This window comes from Halosimplex litoreum, assembly GCF_016065055.1.
Taxonomy (GTDB): Archaea; Halobacteriota; Halobacteria; order Halobacteriales; family Haloarculaceae; genus Halosimplex; species Halosimplex litoreum.
Window position 1 is genome coordinate 1,761,282 of sequence record NZ_CP065856.1, and the last position, 21,504, is coordinate 1,782,785.

The 21,504-nt window shown below is 70.8% G+C and carries 20 protein-coding genes; 9 read left to right on the forward strand and 11 right to left on the reverse strand.

Annotated elements, in window-relative coordinates:
• Window positions 1–61 precede the first annotated feature (61 nt).
• Entirely contained in the window at window positions 62–1,336 is a 1,275-nt protein-coding gene (locus tag I7X12_RS08785; RefSeq protein WP_198063446.1) for an outer membrane protein assembly factor BamB family protein, read from the forward strand.
• Window positions 1,333–3,123, forward strand: a complete 1,791-nt coding sequence (locus I7X12_RS08790) for a PQQ-binding-like beta-propeller repeat protein (protein WP_198063447.1) — start codon at window positions 1,333–1,335, stop codon at window positions 3,121–3,123. The genes I7X12_RS08785 and I7X12_RS08790 overlap by 4 nt, the downstream gene beginning before the upstream one ends.
• A 45-nt stretch (window positions 3,124–3,168) precedes the next feature.
• On the opposite strand, the gene I7X12_RS08795 is transcribed toward I7X12_RS08790, so the two are convergent.
• From I7X12_RS08795 to I7X12_RS08825, 7 genes are all read right to left on the reverse strand, one after another.
• Window positions 3,169–6,438, reverse strand: a complete 3,270-nt coding sequence (locus tag I7X12_RS08795; protein WP_198063448.1) for a PKD domain-containing protein — start codon at window positions 6,436–6,438, stop codon at window positions 3,169–3,171.
• 280 nt (window positions 6,439–6,718) lie between these two features.
• Window positions 6,719–7,573, reverse strand: coding sequence for a serine/threonine-protein kinase Rio1 (gene rio1 / locus I7X12_RS08800; RefSeq protein WP_198063449.1), 855 nt, complete (start codon window positions 7,571–7,573; stop codon window positions 6,719–6,721).
• Window positions 7,574–7,645: 72 nt separating this feature from the next.
• Window positions 7,646–7,933, reverse strand: coding sequence for a translation initiation factor eIF-1A (gene eif1A, locus I7X12_RS08805; RefSeq protein ID WP_135364749.1), 288 nt, complete (start codon window positions 7,931–7,933; stop codon window positions 7,646–7,648).
• A 74-nt stretch (window positions 7,934–8,007) separates the two neighbouring features.
• Complete coding sequence (locus I7X12_RS08810) at window positions 8,008–8,928, reverse strand: metal-dependent hydrolase (RefSeq protein WP_198063450.1); 921 nt, start codon at window positions 8,926–8,928, stop codon at window positions 8,008–8,010.
• A gap of 86 nt (window positions 8,929–9,014) precedes the next feature.
• Window positions 9,015–9,347 carry a DUF5783 family protein gene (locus I7X12_RS08815; RefSeq protein ID WP_198063451.1) on the reverse strand — a complete coding sequence of 111 codons (333 nt, stop codon included), beginning with the start codon at window positions 9,345–9,347 and terminating at the stop codon, window positions 9,015–9,017.
• A gap of 85 nt (window positions 9,348–9,432) precedes the next feature.
• Window positions 9,433–9,714 carry a hypothetical protein gene (locus I7X12_RS08820; protein WP_198063452.1) on the reverse strand — a complete coding sequence of 94 codons (282 nt, stop codon included), beginning with the start codon at window positions 9,712–9,714 and terminating at the stop codon, window positions 9,433–9,435.
• A 181-nt stretch (window positions 9,715–9,895) separates the two neighbouring features.
• Window positions 9,896–10,117: a hypothetical protein gene (locus I7X12_RS08825; protein ID WP_198063453.1), complete on the reverse strand. Its 222-nt coding sequence runs from the start codon at window positions 10,115–10,117 to the stop codon at window positions 9,896–9,898.
• A gap of 104 nt (window positions 10,118–10,221) precedes the next feature.
• On the opposite strand from I7X12_RS08825, the gene I7X12_RS08830 reads away from it, so the two are divergent.
• Window positions 10,222–11,082: a DUF7551 domain-containing protein gene (locus I7X12_RS08830; protein WP_198063454.1), complete on the forward strand. Its 861-nt coding sequence runs from the start codon at window positions 10,222–10,224 to the stop codon at window positions 11,080–11,082.
• 179 nt (window positions 11,083–11,261) lie between these two features.
• Here the strand turns inward: I7X12_RS08830 and I7X12_RS08835 are convergent, their stop codons facing one another.
• Entirely contained in the window at window positions 11,262–12,689 is a 1,428-nt protein-coding gene (locus I7X12_RS08835) for a single-stranded-DNA-specific exonuclease RecJ (RefSeq protein WP_198063455.1), read from the reverse strand.
• Window positions 12,690–12,860: 171 nt separating this feature from the next.
• On the opposite strand from I7X12_RS08835, the gene I7X12_RS08840 reads away from it, so the two are divergent.
• Together I7X12_RS08840 and I7X12_RS08845 are read left to right on the forward strand one after the other, a co-directional pair.
• Window positions 12,861–13,208: a hypothetical protein gene (locus I7X12_RS08840; protein ID WP_198063456.1), complete on the forward strand. Its 348-nt coding sequence runs from the start codon at window positions 12,861–12,863 to the stop codon at window positions 13,206–13,208.
• 348 nt (window positions 13,209–13,556) lie between these two features.
• Complete coding sequence (locus I7X12_RS08845) at window positions 13,557–13,919, forward strand: hypothetical protein (RefSeq protein ID WP_198063457.1); 363 nt, start codon at window positions 13,557–13,559, stop codon at window positions 13,917–13,919.
• Between the two features lies 1 nt (window position 13,920).
• Here the strand turns inward: I7X12_RS08845 and I7X12_RS08850 are convergent, their stop codons facing one another.
• Together I7X12_RS08850 and I7X12_RS08855 are read right to left on the reverse strand one after the other, a co-directional pair.
• Window positions 13,921–14,898 carry a DUF7544 domain-containing protein gene (locus I7X12_RS08850; RefSeq protein WP_198063458.1) on the reverse strand — a complete coding sequence of 326 codons (978 nt, stop codon included), beginning with the start codon at window positions 14,896–14,898 and terminating at the stop codon, window positions 13,921–13,923.
• 116 nt (window positions 14,899–15,014) lie between these two features.
• Window positions 15,015–15,401 (reverse strand): hypothetical protein, encoded by a 387-nt coding sequence (locus tag I7X12_RS08855; RefSeq protein WP_198063459.1) that lies wholly within the window; start codon window positions 15,399–15,401, stop codon window positions 15,015–15,017.
• A 249-nt stretch (window positions 15,402–15,650) separates the two neighbouring features.
• Between I7X12_RS08855 and I7X12_RS08860 the strand changes: the two genes are divergently transcribed.
• From I7X12_RS08860 to I7X12_RS08875, 4 genes are all read left to right on the forward strand, one after another.
• The gene (locus tag I7X12_RS08860; RefSeq protein ID WP_198063460.1) at window positions 15,651–16,655 is read left to right on the forward strand and encodes a formylglycine-generating enzyme family protein; all 1,005 of its coding nucleotides are present in this window, start codon (window positions 15,651–15,653) and stop codon (window positions 16,653–16,655) included.
• 107 nt (window positions 16,656–16,762) lie between these two features.
• Window positions 16,763–18,277 carry an alpha/beta hydrolase gene (locus tag I7X12_RS08865; protein WP_198063461.1) on the forward strand — a complete coding sequence of 505 codons (1,515 nt, stop codon included), beginning with the start codon at window positions 16,763–16,765 and terminating at the stop codon, window positions 18,275–18,277.
• A 124-nt stretch (window positions 18,278–18,401) separates the two neighbouring features.
• The gene (locus tag I7X12_RS08870; RefSeq protein WP_232343128.1) at window positions 18,402–19,454 is read left to right on the forward strand and encodes a winged helix-turn-helix domain-containing protein; all 1,053 of its coding nucleotides are present in this window, start codon (window positions 18,402–18,404) and stop codon (window positions 19,452–19,454) included.
• A gap of 63 nt (window positions 19,455–19,517) precedes the next feature.
• Window positions 19,518–19,772, forward strand: coding sequence for a hypothetical protein (locus I7X12_RS08875; protein WP_198063462.1), 255 nt, complete (start codon window positions 19,518–19,520; stop codon window positions 19,770–19,772).
• Window positions 19,773–19,892: 120 nt separating this feature from the next.
• Here I7X12_RS08875 and lpdA read toward each other — a convergent pair whose 3' ends face one another.
• Window positions 19,893–21,317, reverse strand: coding sequence for a dihydrolipoyl dehydrogenase (lpdA, locus tag I7X12_RS08880; RefSeq protein WP_198063463.1), 1,425 nt, complete (start codon window positions 21,315–21,317; stop codon window positions 19,893–19,895).
• Window positions 21,318–21,504: the final 187 nt, after the last annotated feature.

Here is a 21,504-nt window from a genome sequence, read left to right on the forward strand (position 1 = left end):
GTGGGGAACGAGCCGCGTTCTAGCCCGGGGGTTGATATCACACGGTAGCAACAGTGCTGACATGACGGGGCACGAGCGGGGCGATTCGGGTCGGTCGTGGGCGAGTCGGCGCCGATTTCTGTCGGCGATGGGTGCGACCGCGATCTCTGGATTCGCGGGCTGTAGTACCGGACTCCTCGACGACGTGGCCGGAACGGACGCGAGCGGGGACGGGACCGCGGGAGCCGTTTCGGACGACTCGACACCGACGGTCGACGGGATGGGCGGGCCGAAGGAGGAACACGCGGGCTGGCCACGCTATCACTACGACAGCTGGAACACGGGGCATCGGACGGCCCCGCTCGGGTTCGACGGTGCGCCGACGGTCGAGTGGGAGGTCGCGGTCGGCGGGGTCGGGACGATCGTCGCCGACGGCGGGACGCTCTACCTCGCGGAGGGCGAGAACGGCGCCGTCCGCGCGGTCGACGACGCGAGCGGCGAGGAGGAGTGGGTGTACGACGCGGTCGAGAAGCTCGAACTCGGCGTCGAGACGGTGGCGCTGGACGACGAGGCGGTGTACGTCGGCGGGACGACGGCGATCCACGCCATCGACAGGGCGAGCGGCGAGCGGCGCTGGACGTTCGACGTCTCGACGCCGGCGAGCGCGCCGGTCGTCGCCGACGGGACGATATACGTCGGTGGCGGCGAGCTGTTGTTCGCGATCGACGCCGCCAGCGGGGACAGGCAGTGGGCGCTCCGGACGGGCGTCAGGATCCGCAACCCGCCGGCGGTGGTCGACGACACGCTCTACCTGACCGCGCAGGCGTGGCTGATCGCCGTCGACCGCGCGAGCGGCGAGGAGCGCTGGAGCCTGAAACCCGAGGGCGCGACACCGCCGGTGACCGCCCCGGTGTACCGGGCCGGCAGGCTCTACGTCGGCGCGCCGACGCACGTCCACGCCTACGACCCCGCGGCCGAGGGCGACCACCTGTGGTCCACGGAGACGCTGAACCAGGTCGTCTACGACTCGCCCGCGGTCGCACACGGACAGGTGTTCACGGGCGTCGCCCTCGTCGACAAACTGCACGCCTTCGACGCCGGGAGCGGCGAGCGCACCTGGCAACGGGACGTCACCGTCGCCGGGAGCCCGGTCGTCGCCGGCGAGACGGTGTACTGCACCGACGAGAACTACGCGGAACTGCGCGCGCTCGACGCGAACGACGGGAGCGACCACTGGCGAGTCGCCTTCGACGGGCGACTCAACGTCCAGCCGACCGTCACCGACGACCGGATCTACGTCGCCGGCCTCGAACTCGGGAACACCGAGGGGACGCTGTACGCCCTGGGGGCGCGATGAGCGACGACGCTCCGAGCGTCGGGACGGTCGCCCTCGTCGCGGTCGCGGTGCTGCTCGTCGCGGCTCCGCTCGCCGGCGTCGCGGCCGCTGGGCTGGCCGGCGGCGACGACGGTGGCGCAGTGGGAGACGACGGCGACGCGGCGAGCGACGGAGTCGCGGCCGCCGCGGCGCTCCAGCCGGCCAGCGAGACGGTCGTCCACCGCGGCGAGAACGCGACGATCGTCCGCAGCGGCGTGTTCAGTATCGTGGACGCGACCGACCGAGCCTACTCCGAGATGGACGGCGAACCCGTCGTCGCGAACGGGCAGGTGTACGGCGTGTTCACCGGGAACAAGCTGGCCGGCGACGAGGGCGAGCAGCGCTTTTTCTCGGCGCTGTACGCGCTCGACGCGGAGACGCTCGACGCCGAGTGGCGCGTCGAGTTCGAGACGGCGGGACTCCACGGCCGCCCGGTCGTCGCCGACGGGACCGCCTACGTCGTGATGTACGAGCAGAACAACGGGACCGGCCCGGACACCTATTACCTCCACGCGTTCGACGCCGACAGCGGCGATCGCCTGTGGAAACACGAGCTCGGGTCGATCCCCTACGAGGAACGAGGGAAGGCGTCGGGCACCCACGGCCGCTATCACCCGATCTACGTCGTCGACGGCCGCGTCCACACGCTGACCGTCGACGCTGGCCTCCAGACGCTCGTCGCGCTCGACCCCGCCAGCGGCGACGTGGCCTGGCGCCAGGACGGGATCGCCGCCGGCGTCGGGACCGACGGCGAGCGGATCTACGCGGGCTACCGCGAGGGGCGAGACGAGTTCGACGCCGGCGCCGTCCTCGCGCTCGACCCGGCGACCGGCGAGACGGTCTGGACCCGGCCGAACGGCGACCTGTACGGCCAGCAGCGCGTCTCGCTGGTCGAGAACGGACGCGTCTACGCCACGCGACCGGCCCCGCTCGACAGCGACGCGGTCGCGAACGTCCACGCGATCGACGCCGCCACCGGCGAGGTGGCTTGGACGGAGACCGCCTCGGGCAACTCGCGGATCGCGATCACCGCCGTCTACCCCGCCTCGGAGACGGTCGTCGGCGAGACCTGGTCGCCAATCGACGAGACCGACGAGCCGAAGGTACAGGGGTTCGACGACGCCACCGGCGACACTCGCTGGGCAGTCTCCGACCGACGCCTCGGTCCGACCTGGACGGTCTACGCGGGCGAGCGCAACCTCTACGTCTACTCGGCGGGCGGGTTCTCGGCCTATCCCGGCGACACGCTCCACGGCCCGGACACGGACGGCTTCTTCCCGCAGGCCGCCTGGAGCCAGGCCTACGGCGACTTCGACGACGTCCGCGAGATCGCCGAATCCGACGGCAGCCTCTACGAACTCCGGACGACCACGACGCGCGTCGCGGTGTCGGCGTTCGACGCCAGCGAGGGCGACCGCCGCTACGAGTTCGACGTCGAGGGGCTCAGACCGTACATGACCGTCGCGAACGACACCGTCTACCTCGAAACGGCGGGCCTGATCCGCGCCTACGAGGCGGTCGACCCCGGGACGGTCCCCACCGACGCCTCGCCCTCGCAGTCGACCGGCGACGGCGACCCGGCCGGCGACACGGACGCACGCGAGCGCGTGGACTCCGGGACCGCCGCCGGCGACTCCTCGACCGCGCCCGCCCTGCCTGGCCCGCTCGCCGGACGCGGTCCGCTCGGCGCGCCGCTCGCGGTCTTCGCGGGGCTGGGGCTCGGCCTCGCGACGAGCGGCCTGCTGGTCGGGCGGCGCTACCGGTTCTGAGAGCGACTGAAAATCGATTCGCGACCGGAGCGGTGACGCTCGCGTTCAGGACTCCTTCCTGCGCAGGACGCCGAGGCTCGCGAGCCCGGCGACCAGGACGACACCGCCGGCGATACCGCCGACGAATCCGAGCCCGAGGCCCGGGAGACCGCCGGGGAGCGCCGAGAGTGGGCCGACGGCGGCCGGTCCGGCGACCGAAGCGTCGCCGTTCGACGAGGGATCGTCGACCGACTCCGCCCCGCCGTCGCCGCTCGACGCGTCGCCGTCGCCGCCATCGTCCGCGTTCGCCTCGCCGTCGGACGCCGCGACCGCGTCGACGGCCACCGACCGCTCGACGGTCGCGGTGTCGCCGTCGAAGTCTTCGACGGTGAGCGCCACGGAGTACTCCCCGGCCTCGGCGAAGGCGTGGGTCGGCGACTGGCCGAAACCGCTCGACTCGTCGCCGAAGTCCCAGGTGTAGGCGATCACGCCCCGTTGCTCCGGATCGGTCGAGTTCGACGCGTCGAAGCGGACCGCGGGCTCGCCGTCGACGGTCACCGCCTCGACGCCGAACTGCGGGACCGGCGCCTCGGTGTCGCGCGTGCAGGCGTCGCCCGTCCCGTCGCCGTTCCCGTCGGCCTGCCCGGCGTTGCCCAGCAGCGGGCAGTTGTCCCGGTAGTTCGAGACACCGTCGCCGTCGACGTCGGGCGAACCGAGCCCGGCGTCGAGGTGCGCGCGGAACGTCCACTCGCTGTGGAAGTCCGAGAACCTGGAGAACTGCTGTCTGAACCACCCCGTCTCGCGGAAGTCGTACTGGAGGTTCGACCAGTCCTCGTAGCCGGTGAGGGCGGTCCGCGCGCCGTCGTAGTTCACGTCCGCGCTCGTCGACCCGGCGATCCGGTCGTCGCGGTTCCAGTCGATCTCCCCCGACCCCGGAATCACGAACCGTCGGGGCCCCTCCCCACTCACGTTGCCGATGAAGATCGAGCGCTCGTCACCCGGTCCCCGCAGTCCCGCGCTCTCGGTGAGCGCCGTCTCGTCGAGCGGGGGGAGTCGCTCTCGGGAGAAGTCGAGGTCGGAGTTCGGGCGCGCCAACGCGTCGTCGTCCACGCCCGGGAGCGAGGTCGCCCGGCCCACGTAGTTGTGGGCGTACTGGTAGTTCATCAGGCTCAGGTAGTTCGGTTTGTTGTTCCGGTCGTCGCCGCCCCCGTGCCTGAGCCCGAGGTTGTGGCCGAGTTCGTGCATGATCGTCACCGCTTCCAGCCAGACGCGCTCCTCGTGGATGGTCCTGTCTTCGAGGGAGTCGTTCTGGTGAGTGCGCCGCGCCCGCTCGCGCACCAGATCGTCGGTTTGCGGGCCGCTCACGAACGACATGAGGTCGTTTCCGGGCGTTGGTGCGAGTCCGAGCGCCCCGACGGAGTTGTTGTGGCCGGACAGCAGGTAGTGATACGCGAGCAGCCGCGCTTCGAGTCGCTTCTCGCAGTCGTCGGACTCGCGGTCGTCGGTCGTGCCGAAGTGGCCGCCGTCGTCGCCGGTCGAACAGCGGTCGTCGCCGTACTTGATCGCGAAGTACTCGCTCATGTCGAACGAGCCGCCGAAGTCGAGCACCCGGTCCTCGGGGACGGCGTCGTCGACCTGCAGGTGGACGTTCACCCCCGTCTCGCCGTCGGGGTTGTCGACGGGTGCGTCGGCGAACGCGGCCTCGACGCGGTCGAGCGACTCGGCGGTCGGCTCGTGGTCGTGGGGGGTCGAACAGGACTCGCTGCCCCCGGCGCCACAGTCCATGTAGTCGACCTCGACGAGCACGTCCTTGTGCTCCCTGTCGGCGCCCATCCCGGGCAGATCCAGGTCGGGCTGTCCGTCGCCGTCCACGTCGATCCCCTCGTCCTCCCAGTTGTCACAGAGCGCGTCGTCGTCGTCGTCGGTGTCGCCGTCACCGTCCGTGTCGACGCAGCGCAGCGCCCGTGCTACCCAGCCGTCGCGCGACTCGACCGTCGATCGGTCGAGGCCCTGCGACTCCTTGACGCCCCCGGCCATCACGAACCCGTTGTCGGTCGTCTCGATTGCGGCGAAGCCGCCGACCTGGTCCTCGCGAGTGAAGTTCTTCTCCCAGCGCGCCTGCCCGCTTGCGTTGACCTTGAACAGCCAGCCGTCGCCGTACGGCGCGGCGAGGCTGTTCTGCGGTCGCGTCTCGGCGTTGGCGCCGGCGACGACGTAGCCGCCCGAGACCTCGACGAGGTCGACCCCAGACTGGTAGCCGTTGCCGCCGTAGGTCGTCGTCCAGTTGATCGCGCCGTCGGCGGTGGCCTCCCCGACGAGCGCGTCGAGGTCGCCGTTCCGCTCGGTCCAGCCAGCGTAGGCGTAACTCCCGTCCTCGGTCTCGACGACCCGCCGCAGGACGACCGACCCCGAACCGACGGACCGGGACCACACGACCGACCCGCTCGGGCCGATCTTCGCGACCGTCCCGGGGCCGTTCGGCCGGTGACCGACCGCGACGTAGCCGTCGTCGACCGCGATCACGTCGCTGAAGCCGATCCCGGAGTTCTGGAAGGCGGTCCACTGGGGTTCGGTGTCGCCCGCGCGGTACGAGGCGACGTGCATCCCGGCGACGACCGACCCCGTCGCTCCGGGCGCGACGCCGCTCGCGCCGCCGATCCAGGTCGTGCAGTCGCCGGCGCCGTCGGCGTTCGTGGCGCCCCCCGCGCTCACGCGCATGAGCAGGACGTTGTATCTGCAATCGCCTTCGCCCGTGCGTTTGACGTACCGCGCCGAGAGCGTCTCGGAGTAGCCGGTGACGAGGAAGCCCCCGTTACCGTCGGGCGCGATGTCGCCCGCCGTGTCGTCGGGGTACGACGTGGAGCAGGGCAGATCGTCCGGACACACCCTCGTCTCCCCGTCGCCCCACGCCGTCTGCCAGTCGAGGTCGCCGGTCAGCGAGTCGACGCGGCCGACCCACGCCTGCGTCGTCGGCGAGTCGTCCCACGCCAGCCTGGTCTCCCCGGCGAACACGACGCCGCCGTCGTCGGTCCCCTCGATGTCCGCGATCACGTCGCCGCGCTCCCCGTCGAACGTCTCGCTCCACTGCTCGACCAGCGGCGCTGGCCGCTCGTCGGCGTCGACGGTCGCACCCGTTACGCCGCCCGCGGTGCCGTTCCGAACCGCGTCCGGCGACCGCTCACCGACGGTCGAGGGCTCCGCGACCGCTCGGTCCTCCACCGCCGAGGGATCGTCCACCGTCGACGGACCGGTCGCCGCCCCCGCGACGGCGACGCTCCCGACGGTCAGCGATACGACGACGAGGGCCGCGAGAACCGTTGCGAGCGCTCGCCCCATTCACCTGTTCTCCCGATCGCCCCGCGGGACGATACCACGCGGCGCCGACCCGACGCCGACCAGCCGTCGTCCCTCGCCCGTCTCGCGCCCGTGTCTCCCGGCCCACAACATTGTCGCTCGCCGATACAGTGTTCTCGTACAAAAATTACGGGGCTCACTGCCCGTTCACGGCGAAAATTCTCGATCCGTTCGGGAAGACCCGTTCGAAATATACGGAAATCGACCGATCGCGGCGCGGTGACGAGGCCCGAACGTGCTTCGACGGGGCCCGTCGGTCACCTCACTCCTCGTCGCCCTCGTCGACGACGGAGGCTTTCAGCTCGTCGGCGGTCACGTCGTGGCCCTGGCGGCCGAAGAAGGCGGCGACGTTCTCGCAGTCCCGGTCGAGGAACTCCTCGGCGTTGGGGTGGTGGACCGTCACGGCCTGGCCGAGATCGATGACGTAGATGTGGTCGCCGTGGACGATCAGGTTGTACTCCGAGAGGTCGCCGTGGACGAGGCCGGCGTCGTGGAGTCGACGCATGTACTCGCGAACGACCTCGTAGGCGGTCTCGGGGTTCTCCAGGTCGACCTCCGAGAGGCGTTTGCCACGGCCCGCCTCGGTGCCCAGGTACTCCATGACGAGAACGTTGCGCTCGACGGCGATGGGCTCGGGGACGAGGACACCCGCTTTCCGGGCGCGCTTGAGGTTGGCGAACTCCTTGCGGACCCACGCGAGGACGACCTTCTTCTTGTCCGAGCCGATCCCACGGAAGCGCGGGTCGCCGTCGAGGTAGCCGCGCATATCGGTGAAATCGGATGCGTTGATGCGGTAGACCTTGACGGCGACTTCGGTGTCTTCGTCGCCCAGCGCGGTGTAGACGTTGGCCTCCTTGCCGGTGGAGATGGGGCCGCCGAAGGCGACGATGTAGTCGTCCTGGACGAGCTTGTAGAGGGCGGCGTAGGTGGCGTCGTCGAACACCGAGTCTTCGACTTTGAACTGCTCGGTGTCCTTGATGCGTTTGCGGAACTCGCTGAACTCCCGATCCCGTTGGCGGGCGATCGTGTCGGCTTCGGTGTCCTCGACGTCGATCTCTTCGAACTCGTCACCGGGGGCGTCGGCCTCGTCGGTGTCGAGCAGGCGGTACTCCGGCATGGTCAGCGGCGCCACCCGGCGCGCGAGGAGAAAGTAGGTGGTGCGCGCCCGGCGGTGGTGTGGTCCTCCATGTTACTCCTGGATGTGCCCCTCCTCGCGCAGTTGATCGGCTTGCTGTTTCTCGTAGCGCCACGTGATGTCGGCCTTCTCGTCCTGCCAGTCCCACGGCTCGACGAGCACCACGTCGTCCTCGCGGATCCAGATGCGCTTTTGCATCTTGCCCGGGATCCGCGCCGTTCGGTTGGTCCCGTCCATGCAGCGCACCTCCACCCGGTTGGCGCCGAGCATCTCCGTGACGACGGCGAACACCTCGTCGTCGTCCGGCATCCGCAAGTCGGTTCGGCCCTCGTTGTCGCTCATACGCGACCGTTGACTCGGGAGACGTTTTAAATTTTCCAGAATCGCCACCTCGCGTTCGCCGGCGGACCAGGGGCTCATCCGACGACCAGATACACCGCCGCGTAGGCGACGGCCGCGAGGCTGATGGCGGCGAGGGCGGTCACGGCGGCTCGCCAGGTCCGGAACCGGTCGAGCGACGGCGGCGCGACGCCGACGAACCCGACGGCGAGCACGCTGAAGACGAAGTGATACGACACCTCCAGCGTCGGCGCGGGGAGCGCGAGCGCGGCCCCCGCGTAGGCGACCCCCAGCACCGCCCGACGGTCGACGTGAGCGGTCGGCCGCTTGCCGCTGACCTGAAAGTAGGCGGCCAGCGCCAGCCAGACCGTCGCGAGTTCGACCCCGAACGCGCCGAGCAGGTGCAGCGTCGGGTCCGCCGAGAGGACGACCCGCTCGGCGACCAACGTCGGGTCGAAGGGGTACAGCAAGGCGGGCGGCTCGCCCGTCAGCAGGTCACCGAAGGGGTGGGTGAACAGACCCACGAACGCCGCGCTCGCCAGGGTTCGCGGCGACGCACCCCGACGACGGGCGAGGACGACGAGTCCGCCGACGCAGCAGACGAACACCGCCGTCACCGCACCGGCCAGTCCGCCGCTGACGGCGGCCACGACCGGGACGAGCGCCGCGAGCGTCGCGACACCAGCCGCGCGTCGGGCCGTCTCGGGCCGCCCGACCAGCCAGACCGCGACGGTGACGACCGCAGCGACGGGCAGGGCGTGGGTGACCCCGCGGTGGACGCGGTTGCCGGCGTCCCAGAACGACTCGACCGGGACGAGCCCCGCTCCCGTACCGGACCCGAGCAGTCCGACCAGACCGTACACGACGTCGACGTCCGGAAGCGCGGCGAACAGCGCGGCGAGGGCGGCCACCTGCAGTGAGCGCCCTCGTGACCACCCGAGGCGGTCGGCGCCGAGGGCGGCGACGGCGAACGCGAGGCAGGCGTGGCCGACGAACATCACGCCAGCTTCGGAGCGCGGAGAGATAAGTGTCTCGCGAGACGCGGTCGCACACCCCCGGGAACGCCGCGCTCTCCGGCCGGACGTTACGCGTCGCCGTCGTCGAGCCCGAACACCGACCGGATCTCGGCTTCGATCTCCTCGACGTAGCGCTCTAAGATCGTCTCGACCTTCTCGTCGTCGGCGACGACGACACCCGACAGCCGTTCGTGCGGGTTCTCGGGGAGGTCGATCCGAAACTGCCCGTCCCCTTCGTAGAACGGTTCGCTCTCGGCGAGGATCCGCTGGTCGATAGCGTGGATCAGCTCCGAGTCGTACCGGTCGTTCATCGTCTCGAAAGCGCCCTTGTACGCGCGCTGGAGTTCGGTGAAGTAGTTGGCGTACTTGTCCTCGAACTTCTCGGGGTCGAACTCGGCCATTGGTCCGAGACAGGGCCACCGCCGACAAAAGTCGTCCGTCTCGACCGTCTGTCACCCGGAGCGGTTCCGTTCGTCACGGCGGCGGTCACTCCTCGTCGCCGATCCCGAAGTCGATGTCCTCCACCGGAATCCGCGTGCGGTTCTCCGGGAACGCGAGCAGGAACAGGCCACTCCCGACGATACCCGCGAAGACGACTCCACCGACCACCGTCGCCAGGACCGTCGTCGGAATCGACCCCCCGTTCGACGCGGCGACCGCGACCACGACGGCCAGCAACACCAGCGTCACCATCACCCCGAAGACGAACCCCGCTCCGAACAGTAGCTTGCCGTCGTCCGTCAGTGGTTGTGCTGGTTTCGTAGCCATACGTGTCCCACGTACCGCTTCTCACATATATATCTGCTACCCGTCGTCGACCTCGCCCGCGACGACCGCTATTCGATATATCGAAATAAGATTTATCGAGCGGTCGGGTCCCGACCATCGATCGGCGTACGTGAGGCGAATAGAGCCGTCACGGCGGGAGATCCGTACGTCGAGACGAGCGTCACTGCGTGGTCGGCAGGTACAGTACGACGTAGGTCATGAACAGGAACCCACAGATACCGAACCCGACGAGATAGGCGACCGGGCCGAGCGACGCGACCGCACTCACCGCTCGACCGACGGCCGCGGCCGGGTTCGAGGCGCTGATCGGCGGTCCGACGACGAGCACCAGGGCGACGACGACGAGCGCTACGTCGAACGCGTCGCGCTCCGCGAGGGCCATCGACCGGACACTCGGCACCCGCCCCCATAGACCTCACGACCCGCCCGGTCGACCACCGGAAACCACCCGCCGTTATGTATCACCGCGTTTTAGGTATACCTAAAATGATCGGACGAACGCTGACGGACATCAGGGCGGAGCTGGAGGAGCTCGCCGACGCGTCGGGGGAGTACCACGTGCAGTGCGGGCGGACGGGCGAGCGACCGGTGCCCGTCGACGGTCGGCGGTTTCCCGACCGCGAGACGGCGGTCCAGGCGGTACGGGTGGCCCACGCCTACCGGGCGACGCTCCGGCGGTACGACCCGCGCGCGCCGTGGTACGACTTCGTGGTCTGCGAAGCCGACACGGGCCCGGCGGGCGACCGGGGGTGGTCGTTCCCGCCGACCGCGGCGGGCGAGTCCCCGTCCCAGCGCGCGCTGGTGGCCTACTGTCACGACCTGGCCGGCGCGGTGTTCGAAGCGCTGTCGGCAAGCGACCACGCCGGCGTCGAGCGCGCGGTGATGGACGAGTACCTCGCCGCCGCCGAGCGGACGTCCGACCGTGACCGCCTCTGTCTCCAGTTGCTCACGACGATGGCGACCGAACTGCAGTCGCGCCTGCCCGAGCAGGCCCGCGCCGAGACACTCCAGCGCGCCAGCGCGCACCTCCCCGCCACCGAGGGGAGCGCGCGTCCCGTCCGCGCAGCCCTCGCACACCTCCGGTCGGTCGGACTGATCGACGGGTTCGCCCTCGCCGACGGCCACTGGGACCGGCCCCGAGCGGTGACCGTCCGGGGCTACGAACTCCGCTCGTGCGGGGAGCGCCTGCCGACGCTCCCGCTCTCGACCGAGACGGTCCGACGCACCGCCGGCCGTCCCCGCGTCGCCACAGCCGCAACGCCCGTCGACGACGGCTGGCGCATCCGGGTCTCCCGAACCGACCCCGCCGCCGGCTCGCTCGACACCGCGACGCCGGTGGACAGTTGACGGCCGAAGTCGTCCATTTCAGGCCTCGACGACGCCCCTCTACCCGCTTTTTCGCTCCCCGCCGAGTACCGGCCGACCCGTGTCGGTAAACCGTATTCCGCGATACGGAACTGCCGTATCGGCGCCGAAGCGGCCGCTCCGTCGTGGTCGGATCGACGGCGAAAACGGGTCTCCGCGAATCAGCCGGTCTGGTCGGCGACGATGTCGTCGGCGGCGTCGACGAACGCTTGCTCCCTCCCGGCGGGGACGGTCGCGCCGGCGGCGATGTCGTGACCGCCGCCGTCGCCGCCGACCGACCGGGAGGCCTCGCCCATCACCGCCGACAGGTCCAGTCCCTCGCGAACGAGCGTTCCGGTCCCCCGGGCTGAGACCTTCGTCTCCTCGTCGTTCTTCCGGGCGAGCGCGACGATCGGCTTGCTCGCCGAGACGCCGTCGGTCCCCAGCGCCATCCCGGCGACGATGCCGACGATGGTCTCGCGGATCGCGTCGCCCGCGTCGAACCACTGGAGGTGGTCCTCGTGGGTGACGCCCTCCCGGCGGACGTACTCCAGGCCCTCGGAGAGATTCCGCCGATGGTTCGACAGGAGCGTCTGGGCGCGGTCGAGGGCGCCGTCGCGGTTGCCCAGGCAGACGCCCAGGCCCACGTCGGCGCGTTCGTACCGCGCAGTGGCGTTCAACAGCGTCGAGAACTCGCTGGCGTCGCGCAGCTCCGTCCCGCGGGGCTCGTCGACCAGTTCGTAGGTCGTCCCGACCAGCGTGTTGATCTTCTTCGCCGGCACGCCCCGCTGGACGGCGTGTTTCACCAGCGCGCTCGCGACCGTCTGGCGCTCGTCGTCGGTCAGATCGACCCACGTCCGCCACTCGCCGGCCTCCTTGAGGTCCACGTCCAGCCCCTCCAGAAAGCGGACCGACCCGGCTTCGTCGCCCGAGACGCCCGGGATCTGCACCTCCGTTGCGTACTCGAACAGCTTCGGCAGCGGCCGTGTCTGCTTGCCGTACAGCGACAGGTCCGTCCCCTCCGCGAGGACACCCGCCTCGACGCCCTCCTCGACGATCCCTCGGTTGGCGCCGACGAGTTCGCCGCCCACCGCCTGCATGTCGCCGACCGCGCCGACGACCGCCAGCGCCGCCAGATCGCAGTTGTCCGCCGACTGGTCGCCGCGTTCCGCGAGCGCACGCGCGAGAACGTACGCCGCGCCCGCCCCGGACAGCTCCGAGGCCCCGTCGAGCCCCTCCAGTAGCGGGTTGAGGTGGAACGCCGTCTCCGCGTCCGCGGGCTGGTGGTGGTCGGCGATGACGGGCTGGAAATCGCCCGCTCGTTCGTGGGCCGCGATGACGTCGAGCTGTCCGCTCCCGAAGTCGGTGAACAGGACGGTGTCGTACTCGTGAGCGGCGATCGTCGCGATCTCGGTCTCGTCGAGCTGTTTCTTGAACACCGTCTCGAAGTCGAAGCCAGCCCGTTCCAGCGCCGTCGACGCCACGGCCGCGCTCGTCAGCCCGTCGGCGTCGATGTGCGACGCCAGCAGCACCTCGCCGCTCTCCAGCAGTCTGTCGGCGCAGGCGGTCGCTCGCTCCGCCAGGTCGGGAACCGGCCCGGTCGTGCTCATCGACCGGTTCTTATCGCGGCTTCGGGTTTAAGCGTCCGGGTGTCCGTCCGGCGACTGCCGCGCGTCGGACGTGCAGCTGACGGGCGCACGACGCCCGCGTTCGGGCCCGAGACGGCGCGCTCCCGGCCGCACCGAACCTGTTTAGTTCGGGTATCTCCAACCGTCGGTATCGTGAACGCGGTCGACCGCTGGGAGGCCGCGCTCGCCGACCGGGGCGAACTCAGCCCCGAGGCCGTCGACCGGCTCCTCGACCTCCACGGCGAGCGCGGCGCCCGCGCTATCGACGCGGTCGCCGAGCGACGCGTCAAGGAGTACCGCGATTTCACCGTCGTCGTCGGCTTCGACGAAGAGTACGTCGTCGAAGACGACTCCTGTGACTGCAAGGACGCCGAGTACAACCTCGACGACGACGACCCCGAGGAGCTGTGCTGGCACGCCATCGCCGTCCGCATCGCCCGCGCCGTCGACGCGCTCGACCATCACGACATGTGGTACTCCGAAGTGCGGGAGTTTCTCTAGGACCATCTAGTTTCCATCTTTTTCCCGCCCGGGTTTCCTCGCGCGCCTCCGGCGCGCTGCGGGGAACCCGGGCGGCAAAAACATGGGTGAAAAAGCCGGACGACTCGCTCCCGTTGGTCGCTCGCGTCCGGTGAACCGGCGCTCCGCGCCGGACGTTCGACCGCACCACATCGCGACCGCCCCACACTGCCACTGCCCAGCAGACGCACCGCCCTGCCACCGCCCCGCCATACCGCTCCGCAATCGCCCAGCCCCCGCTCCGCCACCACACCGCCCAGCCACCTCGACCCCACCGTTTCCGGTCGAACCGCCCCGTAACTCTTGGATCGCCGGTCCACTGGGGACGCTATGCAGACGGCAGTCGAGTTCGTCGTCGGCCTCGCGACCGAGACGGTGAACGAACTCGGGGCCGCGCTCACGGAGGCGGTCCCGCGACTCGCGATGGCCGTCGTCTTCGTCTCGCTCGCGTACGTCGCCATCAGAGTCGTCCTCTCGGTCGTCCGGCGGTTCTTCCGCGGTATCTATCCCAGCGAACAGGACCTGATCGCCCGGCTGCGGGTGACCATCGTCGGCGTCTTCCTGTGGTTCGGCGCCGCACTCGTCCTGTTGAACATCCTCGGGCTAGACGCCATCGCGGCGAGTCTCGCCGATCGCGACGTGGAGAAACGCTGGACGAAAGAAGGCGGCGACGCCGGCCAAGCGAGCGCCTGAGTTAGTCGCTGGCCGCCGCTCGCTGCTCGGGGATCAGGTCGAACGCCTCGTTCGCGTCCCCGAGCACCAGCAGGGCGTAGTACCGCAGGTAGACGAAGACGGGCACCTGGACGACGGCGGCGACGGCGACGACCGCGAGGACGTAGACGAGGCCGACGACGACGAACGCGGCGATCCCGAGCGGCTCCGCGAGGAGGAAGAGCGCGAACGCCGGCGCCGCAAGCACCGCGGTCGGGAGCAACAGGACGGCGGCCAGCAGCGCGACGACGACGCCGACCGCCGCGGCGCCGACGGTCCCGAGGACGAACGCGAGGATGGCGTAGACGAGGAACTCCCGCCACTCGCGGGTGAGCGTCGGCCAGAAGCGCCGCCACCCCGCGAGCACTCCTCGGTCCTCGGCCAGCATCACCGGGACGACGAACGCGGTCGTGAAGCTCCCGACGACGCCAGCGACCAGCGCGACCACGAGCGCGACCGGGACCGCGACGACGACGAGAACGAGCGTCGCTGCGTCGCCCGCGGCCGCCAGCGACAGTACCACCGCTCCGACGAGGAGGGCGACGGTGAGCAGGACCGCGAGCCCGACGGCCAGGCGGAAGCCGAACAGCCGCACGCCCCGACCGAAGTGCCGGCGCCAGTAGGCGCGGACCCTGACGGACTCTCGCCGGAGCGACTCGTAGAGGACGAACTCCATGACCGACCCGACGAGGGTGAACGCGAGCGCGAGCGCGACGGCGACGACGACCGCGGCCGCCACCGCGATCCAGACCACGGGCGACACGTCGACCGGGCCGCCGGGCGTCGGCGCCGGGTCGCTCGCGGGCGTGCTCCACTGGACGCCGCTGCCGGCCGCGGTCGGCAAGCCGACGAACAGGCCGATCAGCGCCAGCCGGAGCCACCGACTCCGGTCGACGGGGCGGAGGAAGGCACCGGTGGCCCGATAGGCGTCGTCGAGCCGGTCGAGCGCGGCCAGCGTCATGGCTCGGAGCCACGCGAGAAGAAGTGAAAAGTATACGTCGGATAGCGGGCGCGTACGGCGACCGTACCCCGGTAGTCCGCGGTTAGTCCGGTCGAGACGCCGCTCGGGTCGAGGCGCTAGCTCGGGTCGAGACGGTAGCGGACGGTCGGCTGGCCCTCGAAGGTCGGGCCGGATCCGGTCCGCTCGAAGCCGGCGTCCTCGGCGGTGTCACGCGTGGCGTCTTCGTCCTCCGGGACGAGCAGTTCGACGGCCATCCCCTCCGAGTCGGCGAAGCGGACCGGCTCTCCGAGCAGGCGGTCGCGCACGCCGTCGGTGCCTTCGAGTTGCGTGACGTGGACTGTCTTCTCGCGCGCGTCGTAGCTGACGAACCCTTCGATGGTCTCCTCGTCGGCCGCGACGCGGACGGTCCGGTCGTGGACGAGGTTGCGCATCACGTCCTGGGGCGACCCCGTGAGTTCCGCCAGCCGCTCCGCGTCCGCCTCCACTGCGTCCCGGATGTCCATATCCGCCACCATGCCCCCTGCGCAATTAAATCCACGCCTGGGTGTGGACGAACCCGCTCGCAGAACACGGGCTTCGCTCTCCAGCATCCTCCGCGACGGCACGGAAACGCTGCCCGCGGTCGCCGTCTCGGTGCCGTCTGCCGTCGCGGTCGTCGGTCGACTCGCGCTGTCGCCGCTCCCGGTTCGATCCCCACCGTCGCTCTCGCGTCGCACCCAAACCGTTTCGTCGACGCCGCTCGAATCCCGAGCGTGAGCGACGACCGCGCGTGCTGTAGCCCCGACCGCGGAGCCGACGACACTCCCGAACCGGACGCCGACCCCGCGACTCCCGAGGCGACCGACGACGAGTGGCGCACAGAGCCGGCTACCGACGACGACCCGCGCACCGACCGGACGGTCCGCGTCGACGCCGGGACCTTCCGGATGGGCACCGACTCGGAGGTGGGCTTCCCCGAGGACGGCGAGGGGCCGGCCCGCGAGGTACGGACCGACGCCTACTACGTCGACCGCTACGCCGTCACGAACGCCGATTTCCTCGAATTCGTCCGCGAGACGGGTCACACGACCGACGCCGAGCACTTTGGCTGGTCGTTCGTCTTCGAGAACTTCGTCGCCGAAGCCGACCGCGAACACGTCCGCGACCGCGTCCCCGGCGCGGAGTGGTGGGTCGCCGTCGCGAGCGCCGACTGGTTCCACCCCCGGGGCCCGGGTTCGAGCGTCGTCGCCGACGACCTGTTGGCCCACCCGGTCACGCACGTCTCCTACCGCGACGCGGCGGCCTACGCCGACTGGGCGGGCAAGCGCCTGCCGACGGAAGCCGAGTGGGAGCGGGCCGCCCGCGGCGGTCGCGACGGGACGCGGTTCCCCTGGGGCGACGAGCTGGAGCCCGACGGCGAGCACCGCTGTAACGTCTGGCAGGGGGAGTTCCCCGAGCGCAACACGGCCGCCGACGGCTACCGCGCGACCGCGCCGGTCGACGCCTTCGACCCCAACGGGTCGGGCCTCTACAACGTCTGTGGCAACGTCTGGGAGTGGTGTCGCGACTGGTTCGACGCCGAGTATCACACGACTGCGGCCTACGACCCGGAGAACCCGACCGGGCCCGCCGAGGGCGACGAGCGGGTGATGCGCGGCGGCTCCCATCTCTGTCACGAGTCGTGGTGCAACCGCTATCGGCTGGCCGCCCGGTCGAAGAACGACTCCGACAGCTCGACGGGCAACATCGGCTTCCGGTGCGTCGTCGACGCGGCCTGACCGGCGGCGCCGTGATCCCCGGAGAGCGCGCACGAACCCTCGATTCGCAGATAGAAATCGCGTTCGCCACAGGCTGAAGTGGCTCCCGGCCATCGAGTCGAGTGACGATGCAGCCCGACCCTGATCCCTCCCCGGACGCCTCGCGCAGACGACTCCTCCGCGCGGTCGCCGGCCTCACCGTCGCCGGCGGTCTCGCCGGATGCAACCAGAGCGGCGACGGCACCGACGGCTCGCCCGCTCCAGCCGAGAGCGATACGTCCGCCCAGAGCGCGACGACCGCGGCGACGACCGCGCCGCCGACCGACCCCCCGACGGCGACAGTCACGCCGACCCCCACGCAGACCGCGACGGCCGCGCCGACGCCGGCCAGTCGGTCCGTCGCTCGCGAATTCGTCGCCCACCTCCGGGCCGGCGAGTTCGACGCCGCCCACGCCATGGGGACCGGCGAGCTCGCGTCGACTCTCCCGCAGTCGACCCTCGAACGGCTCTGGCTCGGCCTGCTGGCCCAGCACGGCGCCGTCGAGTCGACGGGGTCCGTCGAAACGACGACCCGTGACGGCTCGACGGTGTTCGTCGTCCCCGTCGACTGCGCGGAAGGGTCGGCACGGGTCGAACTCGGCGTCGACGCCGAGGGCCGCGTCGGTGGTCTGTGGTTCCCCGCCGAGTACCGCTCGCCCGACTACGTCGAGGACGCGGCGTTCACCGAGCGGACGCTGGCCCTCGAACCCGAGGGCTGTACGCTCCCGGCGACGCTGACGGTCCCCGCCGGCGCGGGCGGCGGTTCCGGGACGGCGACCGCGACGGACTCCAGTACGGTCCCGGGCGTCGTCCTCGTCCACGGCAGCGGCGCCCACGACCGCGACGAGACGATCGGCCCGAACAAACCGTTCCGCGACGTCGCCCAGGGACTCGCCACCCGCGGCGTCGCGGTGCTGCGCTACGCCAAGCGCACCTACGCCTGTGACGTGCCCCGCGACGAGTGGGCCATCGACGACATCGTCGTCGACGACGCCGTCCACGCACTGGGCGTCCTCCGCGAGCAACCCGAGGTCGACCCAGAGCGGACCGCCGTCGCGGGCCACAGCGTCGGCGCGGCCTGCGCGCCCCGGATCGCCGAGCGCGACGGACGGGTCGCCGGCGCGGCCGTCCTCGCCGGCAACGCCCGCCCGTTCACCGAGGTGTATCCCCCGCAAGTGCGACACATCTTCGAGGTGCAGGGCGGGCTCTCCGCCCGCGAGCAACAGCAGCTCGCCGCGGTGAAACAGCTGATGACTGCCGTCGAGAACGGGTCCGTCGCCGACGGCCGTCCCATCGGGCCACTGCCGGGGGTCTGGTGGAAGACCTTCTCCGAGTACGACCAGGTCGCGACCGCGAACCGGATCGACGCCGCCCTCCTGTTCGCCCACGGCGGGCGGGACTTCCAGGTCCCGATCGACCCGGCGATGACGGGCTGGCGGGACGGACTGGACGACTCCAGTGCGGCCCGCTTCGAGCGGTACCCCGACCTGTCGCACCTGTTCCAGCCCGGCGCCGAGCCGTCGCTGCAGACGGAGTACACCTTCGCCGACAACGTCGCCCGCGAACTGGTCGTCGACCTCGCCGACTGGACGACCGGACTGTAGCGGTCGCCGACGAGTCGACCCGTCTCCTCGACGGAACTCGCCCGACGGAGTTCCCCCGGCAGCGATCGTCGGTCCGACAGCGACCGGCGGCGGCCGATGGATTTGTGCTTGTCGACGCGGAACGGTGGCGTATGCATCGGGTCGCGACGGGGAGGGTGGGACCGTGACGGCGCCCCAGGACGGCGACACCGAGGAGTCGGACGAGACCGCGGACACCGACAGGACCGCCGGGGGCGACGGGACCGCCGCGGGCGACGTATCGGACGGGACCACCGATGCGGGCGAGCCGGAGGCGGTCGCCGAGCAGCGGGTCGACCCCTCCGAGGCGTTCGCGGCGCTGTCGGACCCGCTGCGGGTGGATATCCTCCGCGAACTCGCGACCGCCCACCGCGAGCGGACGGTCGAACCGGTGGGGTTCGCCGACCTGCGAAAGCGCGTCGGCGTCCGCGACTCCGGCCGGTTTCGCTACCACCTCAACGAGCTCCGGGACAACTTCGTCCGGAAAGACGAGGGCGGCTACCGCCTGACCGTCACCGGTATCGAGACGGTGGCGGCCATCCTCGCGGGCACCTACACTCACGGTGGGTCGCTCGGTCCGGAATCGATCGACAGCGACTGTTCCGAGTGCGGCGCCGACGCGGTCGCGGTCTACCGCGACGGTCGCTGCGGCGTCACCTGCGCGAACGACCACCTGCTGTTCGCCTGGAGCCTCCCGCCGGCCGCGGCCGCCGACGCGACGCTCCCGGAGGTCGTCTCGCTGGCCGAACTGTACGCCCGCCAGGCCATCGAGCGCGCCCTCGCCGGCGTCTGCCCGAAGTGTTCGGCACCGGTCGAGCCCCGGATCGTCACCGAGGACGACGACCCCGGACCCGACGGTACCGAACCGGTCGGCCCCCTGCCTGGCCTGCGGGTCCGCTGTGAGACCTGCGGCGGCCGCCTCGTCGGCCCCGTCGGCTTCTGCCTGCTCGTCGACTCCGCCGTCGCCGACTTCTACCGGCGTCACGACCGGTCGCTCGACGCGCTCCGCGTCTGGGAACCCGCCTTCGTCGCCGACGACGACACCGTCTCCGTCGCCGAACGCGACCCGCTCCGCGTCGCCGTCGACGTCACGCTCGACGGCGACCGACTCGCCGTCACCGTCGACGGGTCGGGCCGGGTGTCGGTCCGCGAGGAATGACAGCGTTCGAATAGAAGATCCGTTCGCCGAGCGCCCAAGTGGGCGCCAGCCGAAGGGATCGACATGGCAACGAACGATATCGAGTCCGCCTCGGGCGGGCTCGCGAGCCTGTACGCCGAGGCGAAGTCGATGGCCGCGTCGCCGCTGCTGTACGTCGGCGCGGTCACGGTCGTCGCCGGGACGGAACTCGCCGAGTGGCTCCCGCTGAGCGACTTCTACTCGACGCTGGCGCTGTTCCCGATCGCGGTGGTCCTGCTGTACGGACAGCTGACGCTGCTCGCGTATCTGCGCCGACGGGGCTACGGCGGGAGCTGTTGAGACGCGGCGCGGGTACGACGGACGGAGCCGTTCGCATCGAGACACCGGGCGCCTCGCACGGTTCGACGGCGCGCGCCGCGACGGAGGGCACGTCGACGAGACGGACGGACCGACCGGATATCACCGATTCAGCGTGTGGACGGCCTTCTCGAGCGCGTTTGCGCAGGCCTCGCCGACGGCCTCGGAGAGGGTGGGGTGGGTGTGGATGGTGGCGGCCACGTCTTCGAGCTGCGCGCCCATCTCGACGGCGAGGGCGAGTTCGGCGATCAGCTCGGAGGCCTCGGGCGCGACGACCTGGGCGCCGAGGAGGAAGCCGCTGTCGTCGTCGCCGACGACGCGGACGAACCCGTCGCTCTCGTCGAGCGTGAGCGCGCGGCCGTTGGCCCGGAGCGGGAACTGGCCGACGACGGGGTCGAAGCCGGCCTCCTCGGCCTCGCTCTCGGTCATCCCGACGGTGCCGATCTCGGGGTCGGTGAACACCGCGGCGGGGATGGCCTGGTGGTCCAGGGCGGCGGGTTCGCCGGCGATGACCTCGGCGGCGACTTCGCCCTCGGCGCTGGCCGTGTGGGCGAGCATCGGCTCGCCGGCCACGTCGCCGACGGCGAAGACGTGCTCCACGTCGGTCCGGGCCTCGTGGTCGGTTTCGAGGACGCCGTCCTCGTTCGGTTCGAGGCCGACGGCGTCGAGGTCGAGCGTGTCGGTGACCGGTTGGCGACCGACGGCGACGAGGCACTTCTCGGCGCCGAACTCCGCGATGTCGCCGTCCTCGTTCTCGGTGCGGACGGTGATGCCGTCGCCCGATTCCTCCCAGGAGTCGGCCGCCTGTCCGAAGTGGAAGTCGACGCCCAGATCCTCGGCGCGGTCGCGGACCACGCGGGCCACGTCGTCCTCGTAGCCCGGCAACGCGTCGTCGAGCATCTCCACGACGGTCACGTCGCAGCCGAGTTTCTGGTAGACGGTCGAGAGTTCCATCCCGATGTAGCCGGCGCCGACGACGACCATGCTCTGGGGGACCGCCTCGAGCGCGAGCGCGTCCCGCGAGGAGAGGATATGCTCACCGTCGAACTCGAAGCCCGGGACTTCGATGGGGCGCGAGCCCGTCGAGACGATGGCGTGGTCGAACTCGATCGTCTCCGAGCCTTGGCCGTCACCGCCGTGGACGACGCGGGCGGTGTCCTCGCCGGCGAACTCGGCCCGTCCGTCGACGAGGTTCACGCCCGAGGCTTTGCAGAGCTTCTCGACGCCGCCGGTGAGCTGGTCGACGACGCCGTCTTTCCACTCGACCATGCGCTGGAGGTCGACGGCCGGGTCGGCGTAGATGCCCATCTCCTCGGCGTCGCCGGCGTCGTGAGCGATATCCGTCGCGGAGATCAGCGCCTTCGAGGGGATACAGCCGTAGTTCAAGCAGGTGCCACCGTACGCGTCTTTCTCGACGAGCGTCACGTCGAGGCCGAGCTGTCCGGCGCGGATGGCGGCGACGTAGCCGCCCGGTCCCGCGCCGATGACCAGTACGTCAGTTCCGGTAGTCACGTCTCCGACGACCATTGTCGGAGGGTGGAGTGCCCGGGTAAAAAGAGGCGGGTTGACGGCGGCGTCCGTCGCGGCGCGCGCGCCGACCCGGCGCTCACGCCCTCGACGGGGTGTGCTTGCAGGTGCAAGCACGCGAAGGTAACCGGGTCGCGATCGGGTGTCGACCGCGACAGCGGACGAAATTCGCGCCGCCCAGACGGGC